The 23,549-nt window shown below is 68.3% G+C and carries 17 protein-coding genes; 4 read left to right on the top strand and 13 right to left on the bottom strand.

Annotated elements, in window-relative coordinates:
• Window positions 1–137: 137 nt before the first annotated feature.
• From ABZX12_RS36515 to ABZX12_RS36575, 13 genes are read right to left on the bottom strand one after another with little or no spacing between them, the layout of a single operon-like run.
• Window positions 138–1,076, bottom strand: coding sequence for an MBL fold metallo-hydrolase (locus tag ABZX12_RS36515; protein ID WP_355700025.1), 939 nt, complete (start codon window positions 1,074–1,076; stop codon window positions 138–140).
• Between the two features lie 3 nt (window positions 1,077–1,079).
• On the bottom strand, window positions 1,080–1,853 hold the full coding sequence (locus ABZX12_RS36520) for an enoyl-CoA hydratase/isomerase family protein (RefSeq protein ID WP_355700026.1): 774 nt from the start codon (window positions 1,851–1,853) through the stop codon (window positions 1,080–1,082).
• Window positions 1,846–2,919 (bottom strand): extracellular solute-binding protein, encoded by a 1,074-nt coding sequence (locus ABZX12_RS36525; RefSeq protein WP_355700027.1) that lies wholly within the window; start codon window positions 2,917–2,919, stop codon window positions 1,846–1,848. Before ABZX12_RS36525 ends, ABZX12_RS36520 begins: the two co-directional genes overlap by 8 nt.
• The gene (locus ABZX12_RS36530; RefSeq protein WP_355700028.1) at window positions 2,916–4,103 is read right to left on the bottom strand and encodes a CoA transferase; all 1,188 of its coding nucleotides are present in this window, start codon (window positions 4,101–4,103) and stop codon (window positions 2,916–2,918) included. The genes ABZX12_RS36525 and ABZX12_RS36530 overlap by 4 nt, the downstream gene beginning before the upstream one ends.
• Complete coding sequence (locus tag ABZX12_RS36535) at window positions 4,100–4,846, bottom strand: SDR family NAD(P)-dependent oxidoreductase (protein ID WP_355700029.1); 747 nt, start codon at window positions 4,844–4,846, stop codon at window positions 4,100–4,102. Before ABZX12_RS36535 ends, ABZX12_RS36530 begins: the two co-directional genes overlap by 4 nt.
• Before the next feature lie 17 nt (window positions 4,847–4,863).
• On the bottom strand, window positions 4,864–6,690 hold the full coding sequence (locus tag ABZX12_RS36540) for a right-handed parallel beta-helix repeat-containing protein (RefSeq protein WP_355700030.1): 1,827 nt from the start codon (window positions 6,688–6,690) through the stop codon (window positions 4,864–4,866).
• Between the two features lie 6 nt (window positions 6,691–6,696).
• Complete coding sequence (locus ABZX12_RS36545) at window positions 6,697–8,535, bottom strand: right-handed parallel beta-helix repeat-containing protein (protein ID WP_355700031.1); 1,839 nt, start codon at window positions 8,533–8,535, stop codon at window positions 6,697–6,699.
• Between the two features lie 5 nt (window positions 8,536–8,540).
• On the bottom strand, window positions 8,541–10,400 hold the full coding sequence (locus ABZX12_RS36550; protein ID WP_355700032.1) for a right-handed parallel beta-helix repeat-containing protein: 1,860 nt from the start codon (window positions 10,398–10,400) through the stop codon (window positions 8,541–8,543).
• A gap of 23 nt (window positions 10,401–10,423) precedes the next feature.
• Window positions 10,424–11,212, bottom strand: a complete 789-nt coding sequence (locus ABZX12_RS36555; protein WP_355700033.1) for a hypothetical protein — start codon at window positions 11,210–11,212, stop codon at window positions 10,424–10,426.
• 8 nt (window positions 11,213–11,220) lie between these two features.
• Window positions 11,221–13,149 (bottom strand): hypothetical protein, encoded by a 1,929-nt coding sequence (locus ABZX12_RS36560; RefSeq protein ID WP_355700034.1) that lies wholly within the window; start codon window positions 13,147–13,149, stop codon window positions 11,221–11,223.
• The gene (locus tag ABZX12_RS36565) at window positions 13,146–14,024 is read right to left on the bottom strand and encodes a carbohydrate ABC transporter permease (protein WP_355700035.1); all 879 of its coding nucleotides are present in this window, start codon (window positions 14,022–14,024) and stop codon (window positions 13,146–13,148) included. The genes ABZX12_RS36560 and ABZX12_RS36565 overlap by 4 nt, the downstream gene beginning before the upstream one ends.
• On the bottom strand, window positions 14,021–14,890 hold the full coding sequence (locus ABZX12_RS36570; protein ID WP_355700036.1) for a sugar ABC transporter permease: 870 nt from the start codon (window positions 14,888–14,890) through the stop codon (window positions 14,021–14,023). Before ABZX12_RS36570 ends, ABZX12_RS36565 begins: the two co-directional genes overlap by 4 nt.
• Complete coding sequence (locus ABZX12_RS36575) at window positions 14,887–16,164, bottom strand: extracellular solute-binding protein (RefSeq protein ID WP_355700037.1); 1,278 nt, start codon at window positions 16,162–16,164, stop codon at window positions 14,887–14,889. Before ABZX12_RS36575 ends, ABZX12_RS36570 begins: the two co-directional genes overlap by 4 nt.
• Window positions 16,165–16,341: 177 nt before the next feature.
• Between ABZX12_RS36575 and ABZX12_RS36580 the strand changes: the two genes are divergently transcribed.
• From ABZX12_RS36580 to ABZX12_RS36595, 4 genes are read left to right on the top strand one after another with little or no spacing between them, the layout of a single operon-like run.
• On the top strand, window positions 16,342–17,457 hold the full coding sequence (locus ABZX12_RS36580) for an FCD domain-containing protein (RefSeq protein WP_355700038.1): 1,116 nt from the start codon (window positions 16,342–16,344) through the stop codon (window positions 17,455–17,457).
• Window positions 17,450–18,334: an amidohydrolase family protein gene (locus ABZX12_RS36585; RefSeq protein WP_355700039.1), complete on the top strand. Its 885-nt coding sequence runs from the start codon at window positions 17,450–17,452 to the stop codon at window positions 18,332–18,334. Before ABZX12_RS36580 ends, ABZX12_RS36585 begins: the two co-directional genes overlap by 8 nt.
• Window positions 18,331–20,754: a glycoside hydrolase family 95 protein gene (locus ABZX12_RS36590; protein ID WP_355700040.1), complete on the top strand. Its 2,424-nt coding sequence runs from the start codon at window positions 18,331–18,333 to the stop codon at window positions 20,752–20,754. Before ABZX12_RS36585 ends, ABZX12_RS36590 begins: the two co-directional genes overlap by 4 nt.
• A complete protein-coding gene (locus ABZX12_RS36595) occupies window positions 20,751–23,501 on the top strand; it encodes a hypothetical protein (RefSeq protein ID WP_355700041.1) in 2,751 nt (916 codons plus the stop codon). The genes ABZX12_RS36590 and ABZX12_RS36595 overlap by 4 nt, the downstream gene beginning before the upstream one ends.
• Window positions 23,502–23,549 lie beyond the last annotated feature (48 nt).

Below are 23,549 nucleotides of genomic sequence, written 5' to 3' on the forward strand. Positions count from 1 at the left end.
TTCGTTCTGTTTGAGCCACGCGACACTCCCAGGTCGTAGCCCCCCTCAGTGGAGAACGCTTTCCGTTCTCCTTTGTTCGACTGTGTCGCGTCTTGGGGAGCCACGCAGCTTTGGTCGGAGTGTCTTGCGGAAACCGGTCAGGTGCGGTCGTGCCAGCGGGCTTCGGCGGCGCCCCGGCGGGACAGGTGTTCGAGGTGGGCGCGGGCCATCCGCACGGTCTGCAGGTTGATACCGCCGTACGCCCCCAGCTCGGTACCGATGGCCGCGGCCAGGTCACGGACAGTCAGCGAGCCCCTGTTCCGGAGCAGCCGGGCCGTGAGGTCGTCGACACCGGCGACCCACTCGAGGCTCTCCTCGATCAGCTTCCGGCCGGCGGTCGCGTCCATCGCGTCGCCGTGCGACGGCACGAGCGCGTCGAAGTCGAGCTCCAGGAGCCGGGTCAGCCCGGTCGTGTACCGGGCGACGTCGGTGTAGAGCGGCGCCAGCCAGACCGAGCTGTCGAGGTACGGCCGGCCGCGACCCTGCACGTCGTCGAAGGTGAACAGGGTCCGCGAGGTCTCGTCGAGTACGGCGATGTGCCCGGGACTGTGGCCGCTGGTCGTGATCACCCGCAACGGGCGCTCACCGGGCAGGCGATCGCCGTCGCGCAGCAGGAGGTCGATCCGGACCCGGTCGTCCAGCATCTCCAGCAGCTCGGTCCGCTCGGCCTCCGAGAGGTCCAGCGCGTCCGGATCCGAACCCCACAGCTCGGTCAGCAACCGCTCGTTGTCCTCCAACCACCCGGCCTCGAGAGCAGGAGCCGCGAACCGGGCGCCGCTGTGCTTGCGCAGTACGGCGTTGCCGCCCATGTGATCGGGGTGCGCGTGGCTGTTGACGACCAGGGTGAGGTCCGACAGCCCGAGGCCCAGGCCCGCGAGCTCGGGCGCCGTCGTCGACTCGGGAGTCGACGCGATGCCGGCGTCCAGCAGCACCAGCTCGGAGCCGGCGTCGATCACGTGCAGCCAGAGCGGCAGTCCGCACACATGCGGGTAGTCGGTCGCCAATTGGTGGATCCCCGGTGCGATCTCGTTAGGCATGTTTCACCGTCCCTCGAAGATTCCGGTCCGCCGTTCCGCGAAGGCCGCGCGCCCTTCGGCCGCGTCGTGGGTGCCGAGGGCAACCGCCTGCAGCTCGCGCTCGTACTGGATGGCGGCTTCCAGGCCCATCGACCACGCTGCCCGCAGGTTGGCCTTCGCCGCGGCGGCGGCGACCGGCGGACGGGCGGCGATCCGGTGCGCCAGCTCGGTTGCCTTCGGCCTCAGGTCGGCCGGGGCCAGGATCTTGCTGACCAGGCCGATCCGCAGCGCCTCGGCGGCGTCGATCGGGTCGCCGGTGAGCAGCATCGTCGCCGCGTCACCGGCCGGCACCGAGGCGGCGAGCAGCGCCGTCACTCCCCCGCCGCCGATCCAGCCGAGCTTGATCTCGGCCGCCGCGAAGCTCGCGCTCGACGACGCCAGCCGGATGTCGCACGACAGCGCCAGCTCCAGCCCGCCGCCGTACGCGTACCCGTTGACCGCCGCGATCACCGGCGTCCGCAGCGAGCGCAGCGCGTCGCAGTAGTCACGCCGGTTCCGGAAGTGCCACGGGCCGTCGTACCGATCGAGTTCGCCGATGTCGCTGCCGACCGAGAAGGCCCGCTCGCCCGCGCCGGTCACCACGACCGCACGGATCGACGGGTCCTCGTCGATGCGCGGGATGAGCTCGAGCAGCTCGGCACTCATCGACCGGGTGGCCGCGTTCAGCTTCGCGGGCCGGTCGAGCGTGAGCACGCCGACGTACCCGTCCTGGTCGAAGCGGATCCGCCCGTCATCCATTGCGCACCTTCTTGAAGTCGTCCTCGATCCGGTCCACCGCGGCGTCCAGATCGTCGTCGTTGCCGAGCAGTTCCCGCACCCGCTCGGACAGCTCGTCCTGGAACCCGATCCAGCCGTCGAACCGCGGCCGGACGTACGACGTGCGCACGGCCTCGAGCGTGGCCGAGTAGTGCCCGTTCCACGCCTGGTCCACCTCCGGCGACTCCCACACCGCGGCGGTCGCCGACTGCCCACCCACGGCCGCCAACTCGACTTGCGTTGTCACGTCGAGCAGCCCGCGCACGTACTTGGTCACAGCAAGCACCTTCGAGTACGCCCGCGGCGTGACCGCCAGCCCGGTCCCACCCAACGTGCCGTTCCCGAGCCCGTCCGCGTCGAACAGCCGAGGCGCAGCGGACCAGCTCAGCGTGTGTCCGTAGTACGCGTAGCTGTACACCAACGGACAGCACACCGCCTCGTCCGCCACGAGCAGCTCGTGAACGCCAATCGGATCAAGGCCCGCAGCCGTCTGGTCAGTCCGCTTCCACACCGCACGCAGCAACTCCAATGCCTCAACCGCACGCCGCCTGTCCAACAGCCCGGCGCCGGTACGATCCCCCGCCATCCCCAGCACCATCAGTCCGGCGTGCGGGCCCGCCACGCACAGCACCACAGCCTCAGACAGCTGCAGGACGTCGGACCAACTCTTCGGGGGTGCAGGCAGTCGGTCGGCCCGGTAGACACACGTCTGCGTAGCCGCATCCAGCGGGAGCGCCCATGCATGCCCTTCCAGCTGATAGCTGGACCAGGTAGGCAGGACGGCGCGCGACTCCCACCGGGCCAGGTCGTCGGGTGCGAAGACGTCCTCGACGGGCAATATCGCGCCCGCCTCGATCGCAGCGCCCAGGCCTGGGTGGTCGATCACCAGGAGGTCGTAACGATCCGCGAGTTCCACCAACGGCGTCGACTCGAACCCGGACAGCGGCTGCCGGTCCCACTCGACCTGGACCTCCGGGTGTGAGAACACCTCCAGCGGCCGATAGCCCCGCGGGTGGTCCCAGGTCAGTCCGCGCAATGCCACCGTCACGGCGCGACCACCGCGCCCGACTCCAGCAACGCCTGGCGCCTCGCCGGCGAGACGCCGAGCTCCGACAACAGCTCGTCGGTGTGCTCACCGACCAGCGGAGCAGGCCGGTGTACCTCGGCAGGTGTCCGGCTGAAGCGGTACGGGAATCCCGGTGTCGTGACGGTGCCCTCGGTCGGGTGCTCGTACGTCACGAACGACTCGTTGTGCAGCACATGCGGGTCCGTGCGCAAGTCGTCGTACGACAGCACCGGGCCGCACCACACGCCACGCTCACGCAGCTTGAGCATCCAGTGCTCGGTGGACTCCCGTCGCAGCGCCGTCGACACCGCGGCAGCGATCTCGTCGCGGCGGGCGAACCCGTCGCGCTCCGCGTCGAGTCCGGCCAGCTGTGGCGCGTCCAGCACCTCCGCCAGCACCGGCAGGTTCGCGAACGCCAACGAGATGTACCCGTCGGCAGTGGTGAAGATCCCGTACGGCGCACGAATGTAGCTGTGTGCATGGACCTCCTCGGAGCGCGTCTGCGGTACGCCGCCGACAGTGTGCACCGACAGCTCCTGCATCTGCAGGGCGATCACCGCATCCAGCATGTTCACCTGGACGAGCTGTCCCTCACCGGTTCGCTCCCGATGCAGCAGCGCGGCCAGCACGCCTTCGAACGCGCTGTACGCCGTGACCGCGTCGGCCAGGAAGTACGGCGCCGCGACGGGCGGCTCGTCAGGGCGGCCAGAGCTGAACAGCGCACCGCTCATCGCTTGCACCAGCAGGTCCTGTCCAGGCCACTCGGCGTACGGCCCGCTCTCGCCGTACCCGGAGATCGAGACGTAGACGAGTGAGGGCTTCAGTGCGCGCAGCGTGTCGTAGTCGACGCCGAGACGGGCTGCTACGCCGGGCCGGTAGTTCTGGAGGAACACGTCCGACGTGCGCACCAGCTCGTACAGGAGCTCGCGGCCCTCGTCGGACTTGAGGTCGACGGCCAGACTGCGCTTGTTGCGGTTCAGCGACAGGAACGACGCGTTCACCTCGTTGCCCGCAGCGCCGCCGGCGGACGTGTGCCGCTGCCATTCGCCGGTCACCGGCTCGACCTTGACCACGTCCGCCCCGAGGTCGCCGAGTCGCATCGCCGCCAGCGGACCGGCCATCGCCACCGACAGGTCGAGCACCCGGTAACCGCCCAGGATGTTCATTGCGCCGTCCATCCCGCGTCGACCGGCAGGACCGCGCCGGTGATGAACGAGGCGTCGTCGCTGGCCAGGAACGCGATCGCGGCCGCCACTTCGGCCGGCTGCCCGATCCGGCCGAGCGCGTGGTGGCGCTCGACCATCGCCTGCATGGCGCCCGGGTCGTCCTCGCCGCCGACCTTTCCGTTGCGGATCAGCGGGGTGTCGATGAGTCCGGGCGCCACGCAGTTCGCGCGGACGCCGGCGCGACCGTGGTCGAGGGCCATCGCGCGGGTCAGGTTCTCGACGCCGGCCTTGGCCGCGCAGTACGCCGACCTGTTCCGCTCGCCGACCGTGCCGATCGCGGACGAGATCGTCACGATCGCGCCGCCGCCCTGCGCGATGAACCGCGGCAGGACAGCTCGGCACGAGTTGTAGACGCCGGTCAGGTCGACGTCGAGAATCGTCCGCCACTGGTCAGGCGTCGTGTTCGGGACGGTGTCGCACACGTCGACACCCGCGGCGCTGACGAGCACGTGCACGTCGCCGACGGCCTCGACGACCGCGAGCGTGCCGTCGAGATCCGTCACGTCCAGCTCGTACGACTGGCCGCCGAGCTCGGCGGCCAACTGCTTCGCAGCGCCGCTGTGGCGGTCGCAGACCACGACGGTGCCGCCCTCGGCGGCAATGCGGCGGGCGGTGGCCGCGCCGATCCCGGAGGCGGCTCCGGTGATCAGCGCGACCTTGCCCTTGAACCTTTCGGTATCCATAGCTGTTCTAGAACTCTCTAGGGCTTCTCGTAGGGAAAGGACGGCAGCACGCCGATCTGGTCGTACTGCATCTTGGAGTCGTCGAAGCCGGCCTCCCAGCTGACGTTCTCGAACGTGTCGCACGGTCCCGCGGACGGCCCGTGGTACGGGTCGCTCTCGGTGTTGGTGACCTTGATGTCGGAGAACGCGAACCCGCAGCCGCCGAAGTCCATGTGCACGCCGTACGGCTTGGCGTCCGGCATCGACGGATCCGCGTTCGCGTCGTCGATGACCAGCTGGGAGACCGAGGCGTCCGGCGTGTACGGCGGCTCGTTGCGGACGCCGTACGCGTAGAACGGACCGGTGTCGCCGCTGTCCTGCGCGAGGTGCGAGAGCCGGACGAACTTGACGGTGTTGCCGCCGGTGTAGTTGTCCGCGTTCGGGATCTCCGGCCGGGACTCGATGCTGATGCCGTACCGGGCGCCGTGCTCGACGACGGTGTGGCTCACCTCGTTGCCGCCGCTGTTCATGATCTCGACGCCGGCCGAGTCGCCGGGCACCAGCTCACCGATGTGATGGATGTAGTTGTTGGTGAACGTGTTGCCGTGGGCGACGTCGCCCTCGCCGGGCCAGCCGCCCTCGATCTTGATGCCGTCGTTGCCGAGGTGCTCGAGCAGGCTGTCCGCGACCGTGGTCTGCTCGTTCGCGAACAGCAGTTCGATCGCGGTGAAGCCGGTCTGCTGGATGTGCAGCCCTGTGAGCTTCACACCGCGCGTGTTCGTGAGCGTGATCGCGCCCCACCGGTTCCGCGGCAGCTCGATCTGGGTGTCGTACTTCGGGTACTTGTGCTTGAAGCCGGAGTCACCCGTCCCGTTCCAGCCGTACCGGTACCAGTCCATGAAGTCCGTGTGCTGGATGGTCAGGCCGTCGAGCGTCAGATTCTCCACCCGCCGGTTCGGCGACGCGCCCTCGAGCGAGAACACCTGGGTCTGCGCCGGCCGGTAGACCTTGACGCCGTCCATCGTCCCGCCGGCGGGCTTGTAATACAGCGTCTTGGCCGGGTAGTCCAGGTAGTACTCACCGGCCTGGTCGAGCAGGCTCAGCGAGTTCTGCACGAAGTACCGCGAGCCGCCGCCGGAGTTGATGAAGCCGTACCGCGCCGGGTAGACCAGCGTGGTCCGCTTCTTGGTGAAGTTGATGTCGAGCATCGGGATCGTGTCGGTGAACCACGACCACGAGCCGCCCGACCACACCGTCACCTGCGCCGGCCACGACGTACCGAGCCGCAGGTCCCAGGACGGGTCGATGTCACCGCTGTTGAACCCGAGCTGGTCGCGGACCGCTTCCTTGGTCGGGTCGAACAGGATGGACCGCAGGTACGGCGCCCACTTGTCGTCGGCCGCCCGGTTCGGGTAGCGAGCGGTCGTCGCCCGCTTGCCCTCGGCGTACAAGCTGTAGAACGGCTGGCTGACATCGACCGGCGCCTTGAAGATGCCGTCCTTGTACGGCGTCCACCCAGTCACCTCCCGCCCCGCCTCGAAGACCGCCTTGCCCGGCCCGTCCGCGCTCCGATAGGTCACCCCGGAGTCGCGGTCGTCGAAGGTGATCGTCTTGTCGACCTGGTACGTCCCGGCCTTCAGGTTGACCACGGGCGTACAACTGGCGTGTGCCCGCACCCGCAGGGTGTCCCGCGCATGCTCAACGGTCTTCCACGGCTTCCGTTCCGTCCCAGCAGCCGAGTCGTCCCCAGTTGGCGACACCCAGTAGGAACCACAGTCCTGGGTCGGCGCCCCGGACCCCACCGCGGAGCCTGCGCCCACCACAGCCAGCGCTGCGCCGACGGCTACTCCCACGAGCAGCTTCATCAGAGATCACCGCCCTTCCACGTCGTACGGGAAGGAAGGCAGTACGCCGATCTTGTCGTACTCCATCCGCCCCTGGTCGAAGCCCGCCGCCCAGTTCGCGTTGGTCACCTCGTTGCACTGGTACGACTGGTACTTGTCGTCGGTCACCGTCCCGACCTCGATGTCGGCGAAGCTGAACCCACAGCCGCCGGCGTCCATGTGCACGCCGCGCGTACCGCTGTCCGGCATCGACGCGTCCGGGATCACGTCGGTGATCACCATCTGCTTCACCGTGTTCCGCACCGGGTGGGGCTCCTGGTTGTCGATGCCGTAGGTGTAGAAGGCGCCCATGTCCCCGCTGTCCAGGCCGGTCTGTTCCAGTCGGATGTAGGAGAACTCGTTGTCGAGCGCGTAGCCCTCGCCGTCCTTCACCTCGGGCCTGGCCTCGAGGCTGATGCCGTAGCGGGCGCTGTGCTTCACGACCACGTGCGAGACCTTGTTGCTGCCGGTGTCCATCAGCTCGATCCCGGCCGCGTCGCCCGGGACCAGCTCGCCGACGTGGTCGATGTAGAGGTTGGTGAACGTGTTGTGGTTCGCGACGTCGCCCTCGCCCGGGTACGGGCCCTCGACCTTGATGCCGTCGGCGCCGATGTTCTCCAGCAGGCTGTCGGCGATCGTCACGTGATCGTTGGCCGACAGCAGGTAGACGCCGTGGTACCCGGTGTCGCGCAGGTGCAGCCCGGTCAGGCCGACGTTGCGCGTGTTGGTCAGCGTGACCGCGCCGTACCGGTTGCGGGTCATCTCGATCTGCCGGTCGTACTCCTTGTACTTGTGGCTCTGACCGGAGTCACCGGCGCTGATCCACCCGGAGCGGTACCACTGCATGAAGTCGGTGTTCGCGATGCCGATACCGTCGAACGTGATGTCGTGCAGCCGCCGCGTCGGCGTCGCACCGGCCAGCGACAGCACCTGGGTCTGCGTCGGGCGCAGCACCCGCTTGCCGTCCATCGTGCCGCCGCGCGGCTTGTAGTACAGCTCCTTGTTCGCCCAGTCGAGGTAGTACTCGTCCTCGGCGTCGAGCAGGTCCAGCGAGTTCTGGACGAAGTACCGCGAACCGGATCGCGAGTTCATCATCGCGTACCGGGTCCAGTAGTCCAGAGTGACCTTGTTGTCCTTCCAGTCCGGGTTCTTGATCGGCACCGTGTCGGTGAACCAGCTCCACGAGCCGCCCGACCAGATCATCAGCTGCGCCGGCCAGTCGGTGTAGCTGCCGAGGTTCCAGGTCTCGTCCCAGTCGCCTTCGTTGAAGCCCACCTGGTCGCGGATGGCCTCCTTCTCCGGCTCGATCAGCACCGACTTCAGGTACGGCGCCCACTCGTCGTCGGACGTCCTGTTTGGGTACCGCGCGGTGGTCGCGCGATCGCCGTCGACGTACAGCGTGTAGAACGGCCGGTCGATGTCGACCTTCGCCTTGAAGATGCCGTCCTTGTACGGCGTCCAGCCGGTCACCTCCTGCCCCGCGTCCAAGACCGCCTTGCCCGCGCCGTCCGCGCTGCGGTAGGTCACACCGGAGTCGCGGTCGTCGAACGTGATCGTCTTGGCGACCTGGTAAGTGCCGGCTCGCAGGTTCACCACCGGCGTACACCCGGCGTGCGCCCGGATCCGCAGCGTGTCCCGAGCGTGCTCGATCGTCTTCCAGGGCTTCGATTCGGTTCCGGGCGCACCGTTGTCGCCGTCCGGCGCCAGCCAGAACGTGCTGCACGTGTCATGCCCGGCCGGGGCGGCGGCTCGCGCCGCCACCCCGCCTCCGAGGACAAGAGCGGGCAGGGCCAACCCGGCCAGCACTCCTGCCGCGAAACGTGGCATCCCACTCACCGGCCCGCGACGTCGTACGGGAAGGACGGCAGCACGCCGATCTTGTCGTACTCCATCTTCGACGCGTCGAAGCCGGTCACCCAGTTGGCGTTCGTCACCTCGTTGCACTTGTACGACTGGTACTTGTCGTCGGTGACGGTACCGACCTCGACGTTGCTGAAGGCGAACCCACAGCCGCCGGCGTCCATGTGCACGCCGCGCGTTCCACCCGCGTCGGGCATCGACGGGTCCGGGATCACGTCCCCGACGACCAGCTGGTCGACCGTGTTCTGGACCGGGTGCGGCTCCTGGTTGTCGACGCCGTAGGTGTAGAACGCGCCCATGTCGCCGCTGTCCAGGCCGAGCTGCTCCAACCGGATGTACTTGAAGCTGTTGCCGGACGCGTACTGGTCGCCGTCCTTCACCTCGGGCCGGGACTCCAGACTGATGCCGTAGCGCGCACCGTGCTTGACCTCGATGTTCGAGATCGTGTTGCTGCCGGTGTCCATCAGCTCGACGCCGGCCGAGTCGCCGGGGACCAGCTCGCCGATGTGGTCGATGAACACGTTCGAGATCGTGTGGTGGTTGCTCAGGTCGCCCTCACCCGGCCAGCCGCCCTCGACCTTGATGCCGTCGGCGCCGATGTTCTCCAGCAGGCTGTCGGTGATCCTGGTGTGATCGTTGGCGAACAGGAGGTAGATACCGGTGAAGCCTGTGTCGGACAGGTGCAGCCGGCTCAGGTCGATGTTGCTCGTGTTGGTCAGTGTGATCGCACCGAACCGGTTGCGCGGCATCTCGATCTGCCGGTCGTACTCCGGGTACTTGTGCTCCACGCCGGCGTCGCCACCGGCCACCCAGCCGTTGCGGTACCAGCTGACGAAGTCGGAGTACTGCACGCCAAGACCGTCGAACGTGACATCGTGCAGCCGATCCTGCGGCGACTTGCCGGCCAGGTTGAGCACGGTCTTCACCGTGGGCCTCAGGACCTTGACACCGTCCATCGTGCCGGCGCGCGGCTTGTAGTAGACCTCACCGGCCTTGTTGTCGACGTAGTACTCCCCCGGCTGATCCAGGAAGCTCAGCGAGTTCTGGAAGAAGTACCGGGAGCCGCCGCGGCTGTTGACCATCGCGTAGCGCGTCCAGTACTTCAGCGTGGTCTGGGTCTTCTTGAAGTTGGTGTCCAGCAGTGGAATGGTGTCGGTGAACCACGACCATGAGCCGCCGGACCAGATCGTCACCGACGCCTGGCTCATGTCCCACGTCGGGTCCCAGTCACCCGGCTTGCCCCACAGCCAGTTGTGGACGTCCATCTTGTCCTCTTCGTAGAGGATCGACGTCATGTACGGCGCCCAGGTGTCCTCGGCGGCACGGTTGGGGTAGCGGGCGTTCGTCGCGCGCTTGCCGTCCTCGAAGAGCGTGTAGAACGGCTTGGACGCGTCGAACTTGGCCTTGTAGATGCCGTTCTGCGTCGCGGTCCAGCCAGTGATCTCCTCGGCGCCCTGCAGTTGCGCCTTGCCGGGACCGTCGACGCTGCGGTACACGACCCGGTGGCCGTTCTTACCGGAGTCCTGCTCGTTGAGGTCGATCGTGGACGCGACCGGGTAGTCCCCGGCCTTCAGGTTGACCGTGATGTCACAGTTCATCCGGTCGTTGAGGTGCTTGTTCCGGATCTCGTCCCGGGCCCGGGTGACCGTCTTCCACGGTTCCTTCTCGGTGCCCTTGCCGGCGTCGTCGCCGGTCGGCGCGACCCAGAAGGTGTTGCAGTCGACGGCACCTGCGGGCTGGGCGTTGAATTGGATGGCGGCGACCGTCACCAGGGCAGCCGCGACCACCCCGGCGCCGACGCTGAGCGTCGTACGCCTGGTTCTCTTGGACATGTTGGGCGGGGTCCTCTCAGGGGTCAGTGATTCCCGTTCTGGCTGCGCCAGTGCTCGTACTCGAGACGGGTCTTCTCGTTCAGGGGGTAGTAGTCACGCAGCGGGGCGCCCTCGTCGATGCGGCGCCGGCTGAACTTCTCCCACTCGTCGTGCGCGGCGGCCGCCTCGATGACGGACTCGGCCCGCCGGCGGGGTACGACGACTGCTCCGTCGTCGTCGGCGAGCACCAGGTCCCCCGGCAGCGTGAGGACGCCGCCGACCGCGACCGGGACGTTGTACGCCCACGGGAACAGTTCGGACTGGGACGCGTAGTGCGGGGTAGCTCCGGTGGACCAGATCGGGACGTCGAGCTGCGACACCCGTGGTACGTCGCGGATCCGGCCGTCGACGACGATGCCGGCCCCGCCGCGGAGCTTGAAGTAGCGGACCAGCATGTCGCCGAAGCAGCCCGTCGTGTGGCTGCCGTACGCCTGGACCACCAGGACGTCGCCGGGCTGGATCTCGTCGAGCACGGCCCACAGCGCCGTACTGCGCTCGATGTACTCCTGGGTCTGCCCGTCCGCGATGTCCTCACGCTGCGGCATGAACTGCAGGGTCAGCGCGCGGCCGACCACCTTCTTGCCGGGAAACATGCTGGTCGGACCGTCGACGAAGGTCCGGCGGATACCCTGGTTGTGCAACCGGGCGCAGGCGGTGGCCGACCCGATCTCGGACAGCCGCGCGACCAGGTCGGGATCCGGCGCGGGCGGGGTGTCGCCGCGCACCGGCAGATCCCAGACCGGCGTCACCGGAGCTTGTTCGGTGCTGCTCATATGTCTCCTCAGTCAAGCGCCAGGTGTGCGGCGCGGTAGGTGTTTCTGGTCAGCCGCAGATCGAGCCGGATGGTCCGGCCCGGCGGCATCGTCACTTCGAGTCTGTTGCTGCCGACAACGACCGTCCGGCTGCCGGGCGTCGGCGGGCTCGAGGTGTACGCCGGGGACGGCCCGGGGTACTCCCCGGTCGCGGTGGACACCGTCGCCTCGTCGATCCGGTCCGTGCCGAAGCTGCCGGCCTGCACGATCACGCGACGGGTCTGCGTCGCGGACAGGTTTACCAGCTGCAGACCGGTGCGGTCCGGCTCGACCGTGTCGACCAGCGCCGCCACGTCCGGCGGCAGACCGGGCCGTCCACGGTCGGCGTCCAGGTACAGGACACGCATCGGGAGCAGGCCGCCGTTGTAGAGCAGCTGCGGCGTACCCGTGGTCAGCTGCAGCAGCGCCTCGGTGGCGACCGGGTTGTGTCGCTGCCAGTGGTGGATGTTCATCTCGGCGGGGTCGACGGTGTCGACGGCCATCAGGTCCATCCGCCGCTGCACCTGCGACAGCGCGACGCCCAGCATCGCCTCCGGGTAGCCGGGATTGTCGCCGGCCAGGTACGCGAGCCAGGGCGCCTCGTGACCGGCATCCTCTTTGTTGCGGAAGTCGCGGACGGTCCTCCAGTCGTAGCCGCTGCGCTCCCGCAGCTGGACCAGCCGCTCGCGGTCGCCCGCTTCGAACGACGCCTGCCACAACCACATCGGCAGTCCGAGTTGCGGCGGCTGGTAGTCGAACCAGCCGTCGTCGTTGTGCCGGTTCGGGATCAGCAGCGTCGGGTTGGCGCAGTCCTCGCCCAGCTCGGCCTCCCAGCGGTCGCGGATGCTCATCTCCGTGTTGTCGACAGCACCGCTGACGCCACGCTCGTACAGGTGGTCGAGCAACTGCCGGGCGAAGTCCAGCCGCTTCTGGTCACCCGTGAGTACGGCGCCGTTCAGCGCGGCCACGCAGGCGGCCGAGCCGACGCTGTACACGCCGTGCGGCCAGTTCCACCCGTAGTTGCCGCCGTACCAGCGGCCGTCGTGCAGTTCGCCGACGATGCCGTTCGGGCCGACGTTGTCGGGCAGCAGGCCGCCGTTGGCCTTGGCGCGCTCCTCCCAGGCGTCCAGGTACTCCAGGGTCCACGCCGCGAACCGGTCGCTGTGGTCGTACAGCCAGGCGTTCGCGGTCAGCGTGGTCGCGGCCAGGTTGACTGCGGTGTCACCAGCACCGAGTCGGCGGATCATCTCCGCGCCCATCAGGTCCGCGTTCGTCTTCAGGTCGTCCCAGCTGTTGATGCCGGGCACACCGGACAGCGGCAGCCCGAAGATCCGCATCCGCTCCTGGTTGGTACCGAACGTCCGCCACTCGTCGTTGATCCCCCACCGCGGACCGCCGGCGCCGTTGTGCGGCGCACGGATCGTCCGGGTCGTGGCGTCGTAGTTACCGGTCGGCGAGCCAGGCAGGTAGAGCTCGGCGAACCGGTACGCGCGTTCGCGGAACACCTCGTCGGTCGGATCCGCCGCACACAGCGAGTAGAAGAAGATCATCGACTCGCCGATGTGGAACCAGTCGTACCCGCGCTCGAACTCGTCGACCAGGAACCCCAGGTCGGTGAGCTGCCGGGTGACGCCTTCCCAGTGCCATTTGGACACGTCGATCAGGTCGTCGGCGCCACCCAGCTGGTACAGCACCGGCCAGTTGACGAACGCCTCGTAGAAGTCGTCGGCGCCGTCCCGGCTCTGCATCGGGCCGGCGTACCGCAGGCCGCCGTCCGGCAGGCAGTAGCGTTCCCGGAACAGCCACCAGCCCTCGTCCATCACGTCGAACAGCCGGCGCTGCATGATCGCCCACGCGGGCGGCGTACCGATCGGGGTCTCGGCCAGGACCGTTGTCTGCGTGGAATTCGTCGGGGTCATCCCTTGGTCGCTCCCGCGGTCAGGCCGCTGATCACGTGCCGCTGGAGCAGCACGAAGACCACCAGCAACGGAGCCACTGCGAGCAGCAGCGTCGGGAACACCACCGTGTAGTCGGTGGAGTACTGGCTCACGGCGGCGTACACACCGGTCGTCACGGTGTAGAGGCCGCTGCCGGGGCCGAGGATGATCTGCGGGTTCACGAAGTCGTTCCACACCGAGAAGGTGTTCAGGATGACCATCGTGACCACGGCAGGTTTCATCAGCGGGAACACGATCGACCAGAACACCCGGTGCTTGCCGGCGCCGTCGACCGCGGCCGCCTCGTCCAGGCTGGCCGGGATCGTCATGATGTACCCGGCGTACAGGAAGATCGAGAACGGCAGCGTCAGCGTGGTCTCGAACAGCACGAACCCGGGGATCGTGCCCATCAGGCCCAGGAACTTCAGCGTGTACACGACCGGGATCACCAGCACCTGGCTGGGGATGAACGTCCCGGCGACGAACAGCAGCAGGAGCATCCGGTACCGGCGTTCGCTGCGCCGGGCGATCACGTACGACACCGGCCCGGCCAGTGCCACGGACAGCACGTTCACCGACACCACGAACAGGATCGTGACGGCGTATCCCTTGAGGATGTTGAAGTCCGGGTTCGTCGCGGCCTTCCGCAGGTACTCCGTGGTCAGCTGGTCCGGCGACAGCGAGAACGGGTGCGCCAGGATGTCGTGCTGCGACTTGAACGCGCTGCCGACCAGCAGGTACATCGGCACCAGCATCAGCACGCTGGTCACCACCAGGAACGCGACCCGTCCCCAGCCCTTGGTCTTCCACGGCTTGAACTGCACAGTGGCCACCCGAGGCATCCGGAGCGCGCTCATGCCTGCACCCCTTGGTCAGCGCGAGCCCGCAGCCGGGCGACCGTCAGGGCGAGACCGGCGGTGATGACCATCAGGACGACGCTCTGCGCGGAGCCGAAGCCGAGGGCGTTGTTGTGGAACGAGTCCCACAGGATCAGGTACGCCGCGGTCTGCGTGGAGCCGGCCGGGCCACCACCGGTCAGCGACACCACGAGGTCGTACGTCTTCAGCAACGTCACCAGCGACAGCACCAGGTTCACCGTCACGACAGGCGCCAGGGCGGGCAGCGTGACGTTGAAGAACGTCTGCCGCTTCGACGCACCGTCGATGCGCGCTGCCTCGAGCAGATCCCTCGACACGGTCTGCAGACCGGCCAGGTAGAGCACCACGTTCACACCGAACCCTGCCCAGACCAGTACGGCGATGAGACTCGCCAGTGCCCATTTCGGATTGGACAGGAAGGGCAGTACGTCGGCGCCCTTCGACGTCAGCCAGCCGTTCACGACACCCGACGTACCGAGCACGGCGCTCCACAGGAAGCCGACGACCAATGCGCTCAGCACGTGCGGGTAGAACAGGACGATGCGGAAGAACGCGTTCAGCCGGGAGGCACCGTTCACCAGCAGCGCGAACCCGAGTCCGAACACGCTGAGCACGACCGTGCCGACCGCGGCGATCAACAGCGTCACCCAGCCCGCGCGGATCGCCTCGGCGCTGTGCGTCAGGTTGACGTAGTTCTTGAGGCCGACGAACGCCGGGTTCGCGCTGTACCCGTCCCAGTCGGTCAGGCTGAGGTAGAGCGACAGACCGACCGGGACGACCAGCATGACGACGAACAGCGCCAGGGCGGGGCCGACCATACTGAGGGTGGTCAGACGGGCTCTCACGATTTCGAGCCCATCCAGCTGTCGATGCGCGCGGCGACGTCCTTCGCGCTCTTCCCCGTGTAGAGGCTCTGGACCGCCTTGTTCCACTCGCCGTTGAAGCCCTGCGGCAGCGTGTTCGCGCCGTACCCCTCACCCTGGGCGACCTGCTTCGGCGCCTGGTCGAGGATGTCCTGCACCTGCTTGCCGAGCGGTGACAGCCTCTCGGTGTAGCCCTTGCGGAAGTTGCCGTCCTGCGCGAGCTGGCTCTGGACCGCGGTCTTGTCGGTGACCAGCCACTGCACCAGCTTCACCGACAGGTCGCGCTGCTTGGTCGACTTGAGCACCATGTACGGCGCGGCCATCGTGACACCCTGCGGGCCGGGCGACGGCTGCCCCTTCTCGGTCGGGGCCGCGAACACCCCCAGATCGAACGTGGGCTTCGCGTCGTCGGCGGTCCGGACGAACCAGCTGCCCATGACGTACATGCCGGCCTTGCCGGACAGGAAGTTGGTCTGCGCACCGACGTCCTTCAGACCCAGCGCGTTCTTGTCGACGTACCCTTTCTTGATCCACGACTCGTAGCGCTCCAGCAGCGGCAGCATCGTCTCGCCGACCTTGGCCTGCTTGGAGCTGACCTGCTGGTACCAGTCCGGGTACTTGGTCGCGATCGACGGGTCGCTGAGCTGCAGCAGCTGCAGACCGGTCACGTAGTCGCCGGCCGTCTGCAGCGGTAGGTAGCCGGCCGCCTTCAGCTTGCCCATCGCGACGGTCAGCTCGTCCAGGTCCTTCGGCGGTGCGCTGATACCGGCCTTGGCGAAGGCGTCCTTGTTGTAGAACACCAGCGACTGCGCCTGCTGGCCGACACCGACCGTGTACACCTTGCCGTCCAGCGAGGCCTGCTCCACCAGCGGCGTGTCCTTGGTCCAGGCCTGGTCGGTCAGGTCGAGCATCTGCGGCGCCAGCACCTTGTCGGCCATCAGCGTCTCGACGACATCCGGCGCGTTGCCGGCCGCGAGCAACTGCGGCAGCGTGTCCTTCACACCCGACCCGGTCGGCGCCTCGATCTTCACGTCGACGCCCGGGTTGGCGTCCTCGAAGGGCTTGACCAGCCCCTCCCAGTAGCTCTTGGTGAGGTTGGGGGTGATGTTGACCAGCATCCGGACTTCGCCGGTGCTGTCACCAGCAGCACCCTTGTCGTCGCTGAAGCCGCCACCGCAGCCCGCCGCGCCCACCAGGATCACAACGGATGTCAACAGGCCGAGCTTGCGCCCTGGTTTGCGTGCCGAACGAGCCATTTCCGGGTCCTCTCCAGATCGTCCCGGCGTCGGGGGCGGCCGGGCGTCGTTATCGAGTGACGATGCAGAGCGCCGCGCCGAAGTGTCAACGTTTACGCGACAAAGTGGACGCTGTGAGTCAGAAGTCCGCGCCATATAGGGTTGGCAGAACACTGTGAACGGGGTCACCATGCAGCCATGCCCGATGCCGGAAGACCGAAGTCGCCGCTGACCCTGTCGGTGGCCGAGCGGACCGCGCTCAGCCAGCTCGCCGCCGCGCCGCGGACCACCGACGCCATGCGGCTGCGGGCCAGGATCGTGCTGGCCAGCGCCGAGGGACGGTCGAACAAGGCGGTTGCGGACCTGCTCGAGGTCACCCCCGGCACGGTCGGCAAGTGGCGCCGCCGCTTCCTCCGGATGGGCATGGCCGGCCTCGACGACGGGATGCGCAGCGGACGGCCGCGAATGGTCGACCGGGTGCAGCTGGGTGCTGTCGCGGCAACATCGATGGCCGATTCCGGACATCGGCCTTCGACGCGCGAACTGGCGGCGGCGTACGGCGTCTCGCAGTCGACGGTCGCGCGGCGCCGCCGGGAAGAGGTCCAGCACTACCGCTCCGGTGCTGGCATCGTCCTGGGCGCCGACCGTCCCGCACCGCCGGTCTCCAGTGACCCTGAGTTGCTGTCCGACCGGGTGTACGAGGCGATCCGCGGCTGGATACTGTCCGGCGAGCTCGCGCCCGGGATGCGGGTCGTCGAGTCCGAGATCGCCCGGGTGCTCGGGACCAGCCAGACCCCGGCCCGAGAGGCCGTCCGGCGGTTGGCGCACGAGGGGCTCGTCACGTACCGGCCGCGGCTGGGGAACTTCGTCACCGAGATCTCGCAGGTCGAGGCGCGCGAGGCGCGCGAGGTCCGGGTGCTGCTGGAGTCCGCGGCGGCGCGGCGGGCGACCGGGCACGTGCCGCCGGAGGAGCTGGACCTGCTCCGGATCGAAGTGCAGCGGATGATCGAGGCCGCCGGTCACCACGACATCGGCGCGTTCCGCGAGGCCGACCTGCGGTTCCACCGGCAGGTGCTGGCGACCAGCGGCAACTCGATGCTGCTGCGCGTCTGGCGGACCCTCGAGCCGGCCCTGTGGAGCCTGCAGGTGGTGTCGAACGCGATGTACGCCGGCGACTGGGGCCTGATGGCCCGCCGCCATCTCGACCTGATCGAGGTCCTCAACGGCACCGACCCCGAAGACTCCGCCCGCCTCTTCGCCGCCCACGCCCGCGGCGAGAGCTCCATCACCAGACCAGCCGGCCACCATGACTGAAGCCGCCCTGCTCGACGCCCACGTCCACGTCTGGGACCTGTCCCGGCAGGCCCTTCCCTGGCTGAAGCCCGGCCACCCGCTCCGCCGCAACTTCTCCCTCGCCCATCTCAGGGGTCAACCCCTCGGAACGCGGGATGACCCTCAAGAATCCGGCGCCCCAACCCACCACCTCAGGGGTCAACCCCTGAGGCGGCTGATGAGTGCGGAGCACGACGCCGGATCGAGTGTTGTGCTGGTGCAGGCTGATGCGGACCCGGACGAGGTTGGTTACCTGCTGACTCTGGCTCGGCGGGAGTCCGCGGTTGCCGGGGTGGTCGGGTGGTTCGATCTGCTGGAGTTTCCGGATCGGCTGCCCGATGACCCGTTGCTGGTGGGGGTGCGCAGTCCGCCGAGCGATCAGACGGACCCCGACCTGCTGACAGCTCCCGCGCACGTGCGCGGAGTGCGGGCCGCCGCCGACGCCGGCCTTGCCATCGACCTGCTGATCCGCCCCTCCGCCCTGATCGGCGCCGCCCGGCTCGCCACCGCCGTACCGGAGGCCCGCCTGGTCCTCGACCACCTCGGCAACCCCACGACCGCCACCCCCGCTTGGCGCACCGGAATGCAGGCACTCGCCGAGTGCCCGAACGTCACCGTGAAGCTCTCCGGCACCGCCCACCTCGCGACCGACGACCTCCGCGCACTGGTCGACGTCGCCCTCGAACTGTTCGGCAGTGAACGGTTGCTGTTCGGCTCGGACTGGCCCGTGTGCACGCTGGCCGCCACCCGCGCCGAGGTGATCCGCCGTACCACCGCACTGCTGCCACCCGCCACGCACAACGACGTGTTCCGTGGCACCGCCCAGCGCATCTACCGCCCCAGGGAGACCGCCCCATGACCGAATACACCCGGCGCCAGGTCCTCAAGACCGCCGGCGCCGCCGCCGGCACCGCAGTCGTCGCCGGCCCACTCACCCATCCCCTGTCCGCAGCCGCGACAACCGGCAGCGACACCAACCCCCTCAAGCTCTGGTACTCCCAGCCCGCCACCGAGTGGCTCCAAGCACTTGCCATCGGCAACGGCAGGCTCGGCGCCATGGTGTACGGCGGGACCGCCACCGAGACGCTGCAGCTCAACGAGGACTCGATCTGGGCCGGCGGCCCGCACCAGTACGACGACCCGGTCGGCAAGGAGGTGCTGCCCGAGATCCGCCGGCTGATCGCCGAGGAGCAGTACCTCGACGCGCAGAACCTCGCCGACGAGCACTTCATGGGCCGTCCGACCGAGCAGATGCAGTACCAGCCGGTCGGCTACCTCTCGCTGGCCTTCCCGGGCATCGACGCGACCGCGGTCACGGCCTACCGGCGGGAGCTCGACCTGACCACGGCGATCACGTCGGTCAGCTACGAGCACGCGGGCGTGCGCTACACCCGGGAGGTGTTCGTCAGCCATCCCGCGCAGGTCCTGGTGATGAAGCTGACCGCGAACCAGCGCGGCGCGCTCACCTTCGACGCGACGTACACCACCGAGCAGGCGGCCACGCCCGCGACGTACGACGAGCGGACGCTGGCGCTCAACGGCATCAGCGGCGACGCCGAAGGTCTCAAAGGATCGGTCAAGTTCTGCGCACTGCTCCGCGCCTTCGCCGACGGCGGCACCACGACGGTTGCTGACGGCAAGCTCTCGGTCGCCGGCGCAGACGAGGTCACGCTGCTGTTCTCGGTCGGCACCAGCTACCGCAACTACCTCGACGTCGGCGCTGACCAAGTCGCACGCGCCGCCGCGCCGCTGACGGCGGTCGGCCGCCCGGCGTACGGCGCATTGCGGCACGCACACGTGGAGGACTACCAGCGCCTGTTCGGCCGTCTCGACCTGGACCTCGGTACGTCGGACTCGATCGCCCTGCCGACCGACCAGCGCATCATCGCGTTCCGCAACGGCGGCGACCCGCAACTGGCCGCGCTGTACTACCAGTTCGGCAGGTACCTGCTGATCTCCAGCTCCCGCTCGCCGGGTCAGCCCGCGAACCTGCAGGGCATTTGGAGCTACAAGATGCTGCCCGAGTGGCAGTCCAAGTTCACCCTGAACATCAACTGCGAGATGAACTACTGGCCGGCCGGCCCGGCCAACCTCGCGGAGTGCTGGGACCCGCTGTTCCAGATGATCGGTGAGCTGTCGGAGTCCGGCGCGCGGACGGCTGCAGCCATGTACGACGCCCCGGGCTGGGTCGCGCACCACAACACCGACGGCTGGCGCGGGACCGCACCGGTGGACTTCGCGTACTACGGTGTCTGGCCGACCGGCGGCGCGTGGCTCTCGCTGCTGTTCTGGGAGCGGTACGAGTACACCGGCGACCTGGAAATGCTGCGGAAGTATTACCCGGTCCTGCGTGGCTCAGTGGAGTTCTTCCTCGACCAACTGCAGACCGACGCGAAGACAGGCTGGCTGGTGACCAGCCCGTCGCACTCCCCCGAGCTCAAGCACCACGACTACGACAACGTCGGCGTGAGCATGTGCGCCGGGCCGACGATGGACACCGAGATCCTGCACGACCTGTTCAAGGTGTTCGGGCAGGCGACCGCGCTGCTGGGCGTCGACAGCGCGATGGCCGCGCAGGCCGCAGCGGCCAGGGCCAAGCTGGCACCCATCCAGATCGGATACCTCGGGCAGATCCAGGAGTGGCTGATCGACTGGGAGGAGGCCGCCCTGGAGACGAGTCGACATGTCTCGCACCTGTGGGCCGTCTTCCCGAGTGACCAGGTGACGCCCCGCCGTACGCCGGAGCTCGCCGACGCGGCCCGCAAGTCGCTGGAGCTTCGCGGGCCGGCTGTCACCGCCGGCTGGTCGCTGGCGTGGAAGCTGAACCTGCGCGCGCGGCTGCTCGAGCCGGACAACGCATACAAGCACCTCACGCAACTGCTGGGCCCCGGCCGGACCGCGCCGAACCTGTTCGACCTGCACCCCCCGTTCCAGATCGACGGGAACTTCGGCGGCGTCTCCGGCATCACCGAGATGATCATGCAGAGCCACTCCGGTGAGGTCGCGCTGCTGCCGTGTCTGCCGACGGCGTTCCCGACCGGGAGCGTCCGGGGCATGCGCGCCCGCGGCGGCTTCGACCTGGAGTTCTCCTGGTCCGGCGGGAAGTTGGTCAAGGCGAAGATCCGGTCGCTGCTCGGCAACCGGCTGCGGCTGCGGACCGGCACTCTGGTGGACGTGAAGTCGTCCGCCGGGCCGGTCGCGTTCGCCCGCCCGGAGGACGGCGTCGTCGAGTTCCGTACGCGTCCTGGCATCGACTACTTCGTCGAGGTGCGCGGATGAACGCCCTGAGACTGACGATGCCGTTGCTGGTCGCCCTGCTCAGTGTCGGCGCGACGTCGCTGCCAGCTGCCAGTACTACGGCTGCTGATCAGGAGACGACGGCCTGGCGCGACGGTGCGCTTCAGGGCGATACAGCTGGTCTGGTGTCGCGGTCAGACCTCGTCCAAGAAGGTCCTGCGTGGCGCTACTACCAGGCGATGCCGCTTGGGAACGGTGTGCTCGGCGCCTCGGTCTGGGCCGAGAAGGGGTACAGCGCTCAGCTCAACCGCGTGGACACGTTCCCGGACCTCAAGTCCGCCGGGCGCCTCGTCGTACCGGGGCTGGACTCGCTGATGCGTGCCGACGACTACAGCGGCCGGCTGTCGCTGTACGACGGCCAGGTCGTGCAGAGCGGCGGTGGAATGACCGCGCGGTCCTACGTGCGTGCCGACGCGGATCAGTTCGTTCTGGAAGTCACGGGAGCGGATCCGTCGCGTCCACAGACCGCTGACCTGAAGTTGTGGGCCGGTCGTACGCCGGCGGTCAGCGCCGCGAACGGGATCGCCGCGCTGGCGGAGACGTTCCACGACGAGGCGTCCGGCAGCATCACCGGTGCGGTCGCCGCACTGACCGCACAGGCCCAGGGCGTCACCGCGTCGGTGGTCGACCCGCTGACGGTGCGGCTGACGTTCCGTCCTCGGGCGGACGGCAGCTTCCGGCTCGTGGTCGGCGTACCGTCCTACCGCGGCGGCGAGCTGCGCGCCGCCGCCCGGCGGGCGGTGGTCGAGACACCCAGTCGTCACCTCGACTGGTGGCACGCGTTCTGGGAGAAGGCGGCGCCGATGCGGATCACGTCCGCGGACGGGTCCGGTGAGTACGTCGAGAACCTGCGAACGCTGCAGCTGTACACAATGGCCGCGTCGATGCGCGGCGACGTGCCGAGTACGCACGGCGCTGTCGTCCGGATGTTCTCGTCGTCCGGAGACCAGGCCGACTGGGCACAGGACTCGTACTGGCACTTCAACCTGCGGATGCTGGTGTCGGCGAACCTCGGCGCCGGTGTCGGCGAGCTCAACTGGCCGTACTTCAAGTTCTACCTCGACCGTGCCGAGCTGATGCGCGAGTGGACGCGGACCCACTGGATCGGCGGCGAGGGGCTTTGTCTGCCGGAGTTCATGCGGTACGACGGCACCGGCGACGGCTGTGACAACACACAGGAGCCCAGCTGGACGCGGAGGATCTTGACCAGCGGTCCTGAGCTGGTGAACAACGTCTGGCAGCAGTACCGATACACCGGTGACAAGGCCTTGCTGGACCGCAGCTATCCGCTGATGCGGGACGTGGCGCGGTTCTACCTGTCGGCCATGACGCCCGGCGCGGACGGCTACCTGCATCTGGAGCACGTGAACGCCCTGGAGGTGCAGTGGGACACCACTGACCCGGTGCCGGACCTGGCCGCGATGCGAGTGATCTTCCCGCTCGTCGCCGACCTGGCACAGACGCGTGGTGACACCGCGCTGGCCGCGCAGTTGCGGGACGCGGTGGGCAAGCTGCCGCCTTTCCGGACCGTCGAGCGCAACGGTGAGCAGGTGCTGGCGTGGTCCGGTACCGACGAGGCGGCCCACAACACGCAGAACCCGGAGATGGAGGCGCTCTGGCCGTGGGGCGTGTTCGACGAGACGTCCGAGTTGATGCAAGCGACGTACCGGCAGCGCGTGTACCCGCAGGACAAGGACTGGGGTATGGACGCGACCTGGGCCGCACGACTCGGTCTGTCGGACGAGGTGAAACGGATGCTGCTGAAGGGCATCGCCGACTTCCAGATCTACCCGAACGGTTTCACCGTGCACCGCACCGGCCAGGAGGCGGTCCGCAACCACAGCTTCTACAACGAGTGGGGCGGTGTCCTGAGCACCGGCTTGCAGGAGGCCTTGGTCCAGTCGTACGACGGTGTCGTGCACGTCGCCCCGGCGTGGCCGCGGGACTGGGACGTCGCGGGATCTGTGCAGATCGAGGGCGGGCACCGGATCAGCACCGAGGTGCACGACGGCGTACCGACGGTGGTCGGTATCCAGGCCGGCAGCCGGGACACGCTGAAAGTGCGCAACCCGTGGCCGGGTCAGAAGGTTCGGGTGGTCGACTCTCAGGGGCGAGTCATCGTTGGTGCCGGATCGGCTGATGTTCTGTCGGTCGCGGTCCTCCCGCAGGCGTCGTACACGGTGGAGCGCGTCGACGTGCCGCTCTCGTCGTTCACCTATGCGCCCTTGACCGGTCAGTCGGCTACCGCCGTCAAGACCGTAGGTAACCGGGTACTGGGCATCAAGGAGAGTGAGCCACCGTTGGCGAGCGACCTGGTGTCTGTGGCGGCGCCGGAGAAGCTGTCCAACCTGGTCAAGGCGCAGGTCGGCGCACCGATCTATGTCGACCGCAGCTACACGGTCAGCGAACTGCCTGGTCAGTTGAACGGGCAGGCGTTGGTCCAGGGCGCGAACGACGACTCCAAGGCGACCACACCACCGGACTACCTGAAGCTCAACCTGACCCGCCCGGCCACGGTCTACGTCGCCTTCGATCCGCGCGGCGAGAACGTGTGGTGGCCGGCGTGGCTGTCCGACTACACCCGCACCGGCGAGACCGTCGGAACCACCGACCAGCGCCTGATCCTCTTCAAACGCGACGTCCCCGCCGGACAACTAACCCTCGGACCGAACTCCGGGGTCGCCGGCAAGGGCAATTCCACCTACGTCACCTTCGTGGTACCACGCTAGTCATGTTCAACCACGCCCCCGACGGCTACGACTGCCCGTTCTGCCGAC

This window comes from Kribbella sp. NPDC003505 (assembly GCF_040610875.1).
In the GTDB taxonomy this organism is placed as follows: domain Bacteria; phylum Actinomycetota; class Actinomycetes; order Propionibacteriales; family Kribbellaceae; genus Kribbella.

Coding starts and splice junctions, on each gene's coding strand:
- ABZX12_RS36515 (WP_355700025.1), bottom strand. CDS start 1,076: ATGCCTAACGAGATCGCACCGGGGATCCACCAATTGGCGACCGACTAC.
- ABZX12_RS36520 (WP_355700026.1), bottom strand. CDS start 1,853: ATGGATGACGGGCGGATCCGCTTCGACCAGGACGGGTACGTCGGCGTG.
- ABZX12_RS36530 (WP_355700028.1), bottom strand. CDS start 4,103: ATGAACATCCTGGGCGGTTACCGGGTGCTCGACCTGTCGGTGGCGATG.
- ABZX12_RS36535 (WP_355700029.1), bottom strand. CDS start 4,846: ATGGATACCGAAAGGTTCAAGGGCAAGGTCGCGCTGATCACCGGAGCC.
- ABZX12_RS36540 (WP_355700030.1), bottom strand. CDS start 6,690: ATGAAGCTGCTCGTGGGAGTAGCCGTCGGCGCAGCGCTGGCTGTGGTG.
- ABZX12_RS36545 (WP_355700031.1), bottom strand. CDS start 8,535: ATGCCACGTTTCGCGGCAGGAGTGCTGGCCGGGTTGGCCCTGCCCGCT.
- ABZX12_RS36550 (WP_355700032.1), bottom strand. CDS start 10,400: ATGTCCAAGAGAACCAGGCGTACGACGCTCAGCGTCGGCGCCGGGGTG.
- ABZX12_RS36555 (WP_355700033.1), bottom strand. CDS start 11,212: ATGAGCAGCACCGAACAAGCTCCGGTGACGCCGGTCTGGGATCTGCCG.
- ABZX12_RS36560 (WP_355700034.1), bottom strand. CDS start 13,149: ATGACCCCGACGAATTCCACGCAGACAACGGTCCTGGCCGAGACCCCG.
- ABZX12_RS36565 (WP_355700035.1), bottom strand. CDS start 14,024: ATGAGCGCGCTCCGGATGCCTCGGGTGGCCACTGTGCAGTTCAAGCCG.
- ABZX12_RS36575 (WP_355700037.1), bottom strand. CDS start 16,164: ATGGCTCGTTCGGCACGCAAACCAGGGCGCAAGCTCGGCCTGTTGACA.
- ABZX12_RS36580 (WP_355700038.1), top strand. CDS start 16,342: ATGCCCGATGCCGGAAGACCGAAGTCGCCGCTGACCCTGTCGGTGGCC.
- ABZX12_RS36585 (WP_355700039.1), top strand. CDS start 17,450: ATGACTGAAGCCGCCCTGCTCGACGCCCACGTCCACGTCTGGGACCTG.
- ABZX12_RS36590 (WP_355700040.1), top strand. CDS start 18,331: ATGACCGAATACACCCGGCGCCAGGTCCTCAAGACCGCCGGCGCCGCC.
- ABZX12_RS36595 (WP_355700041.1), top strand. CDS start 20,751: ATGAACGCCCTGAGACTGACGATGCCGTTGCTGGTCGCCCTGCTCAGT.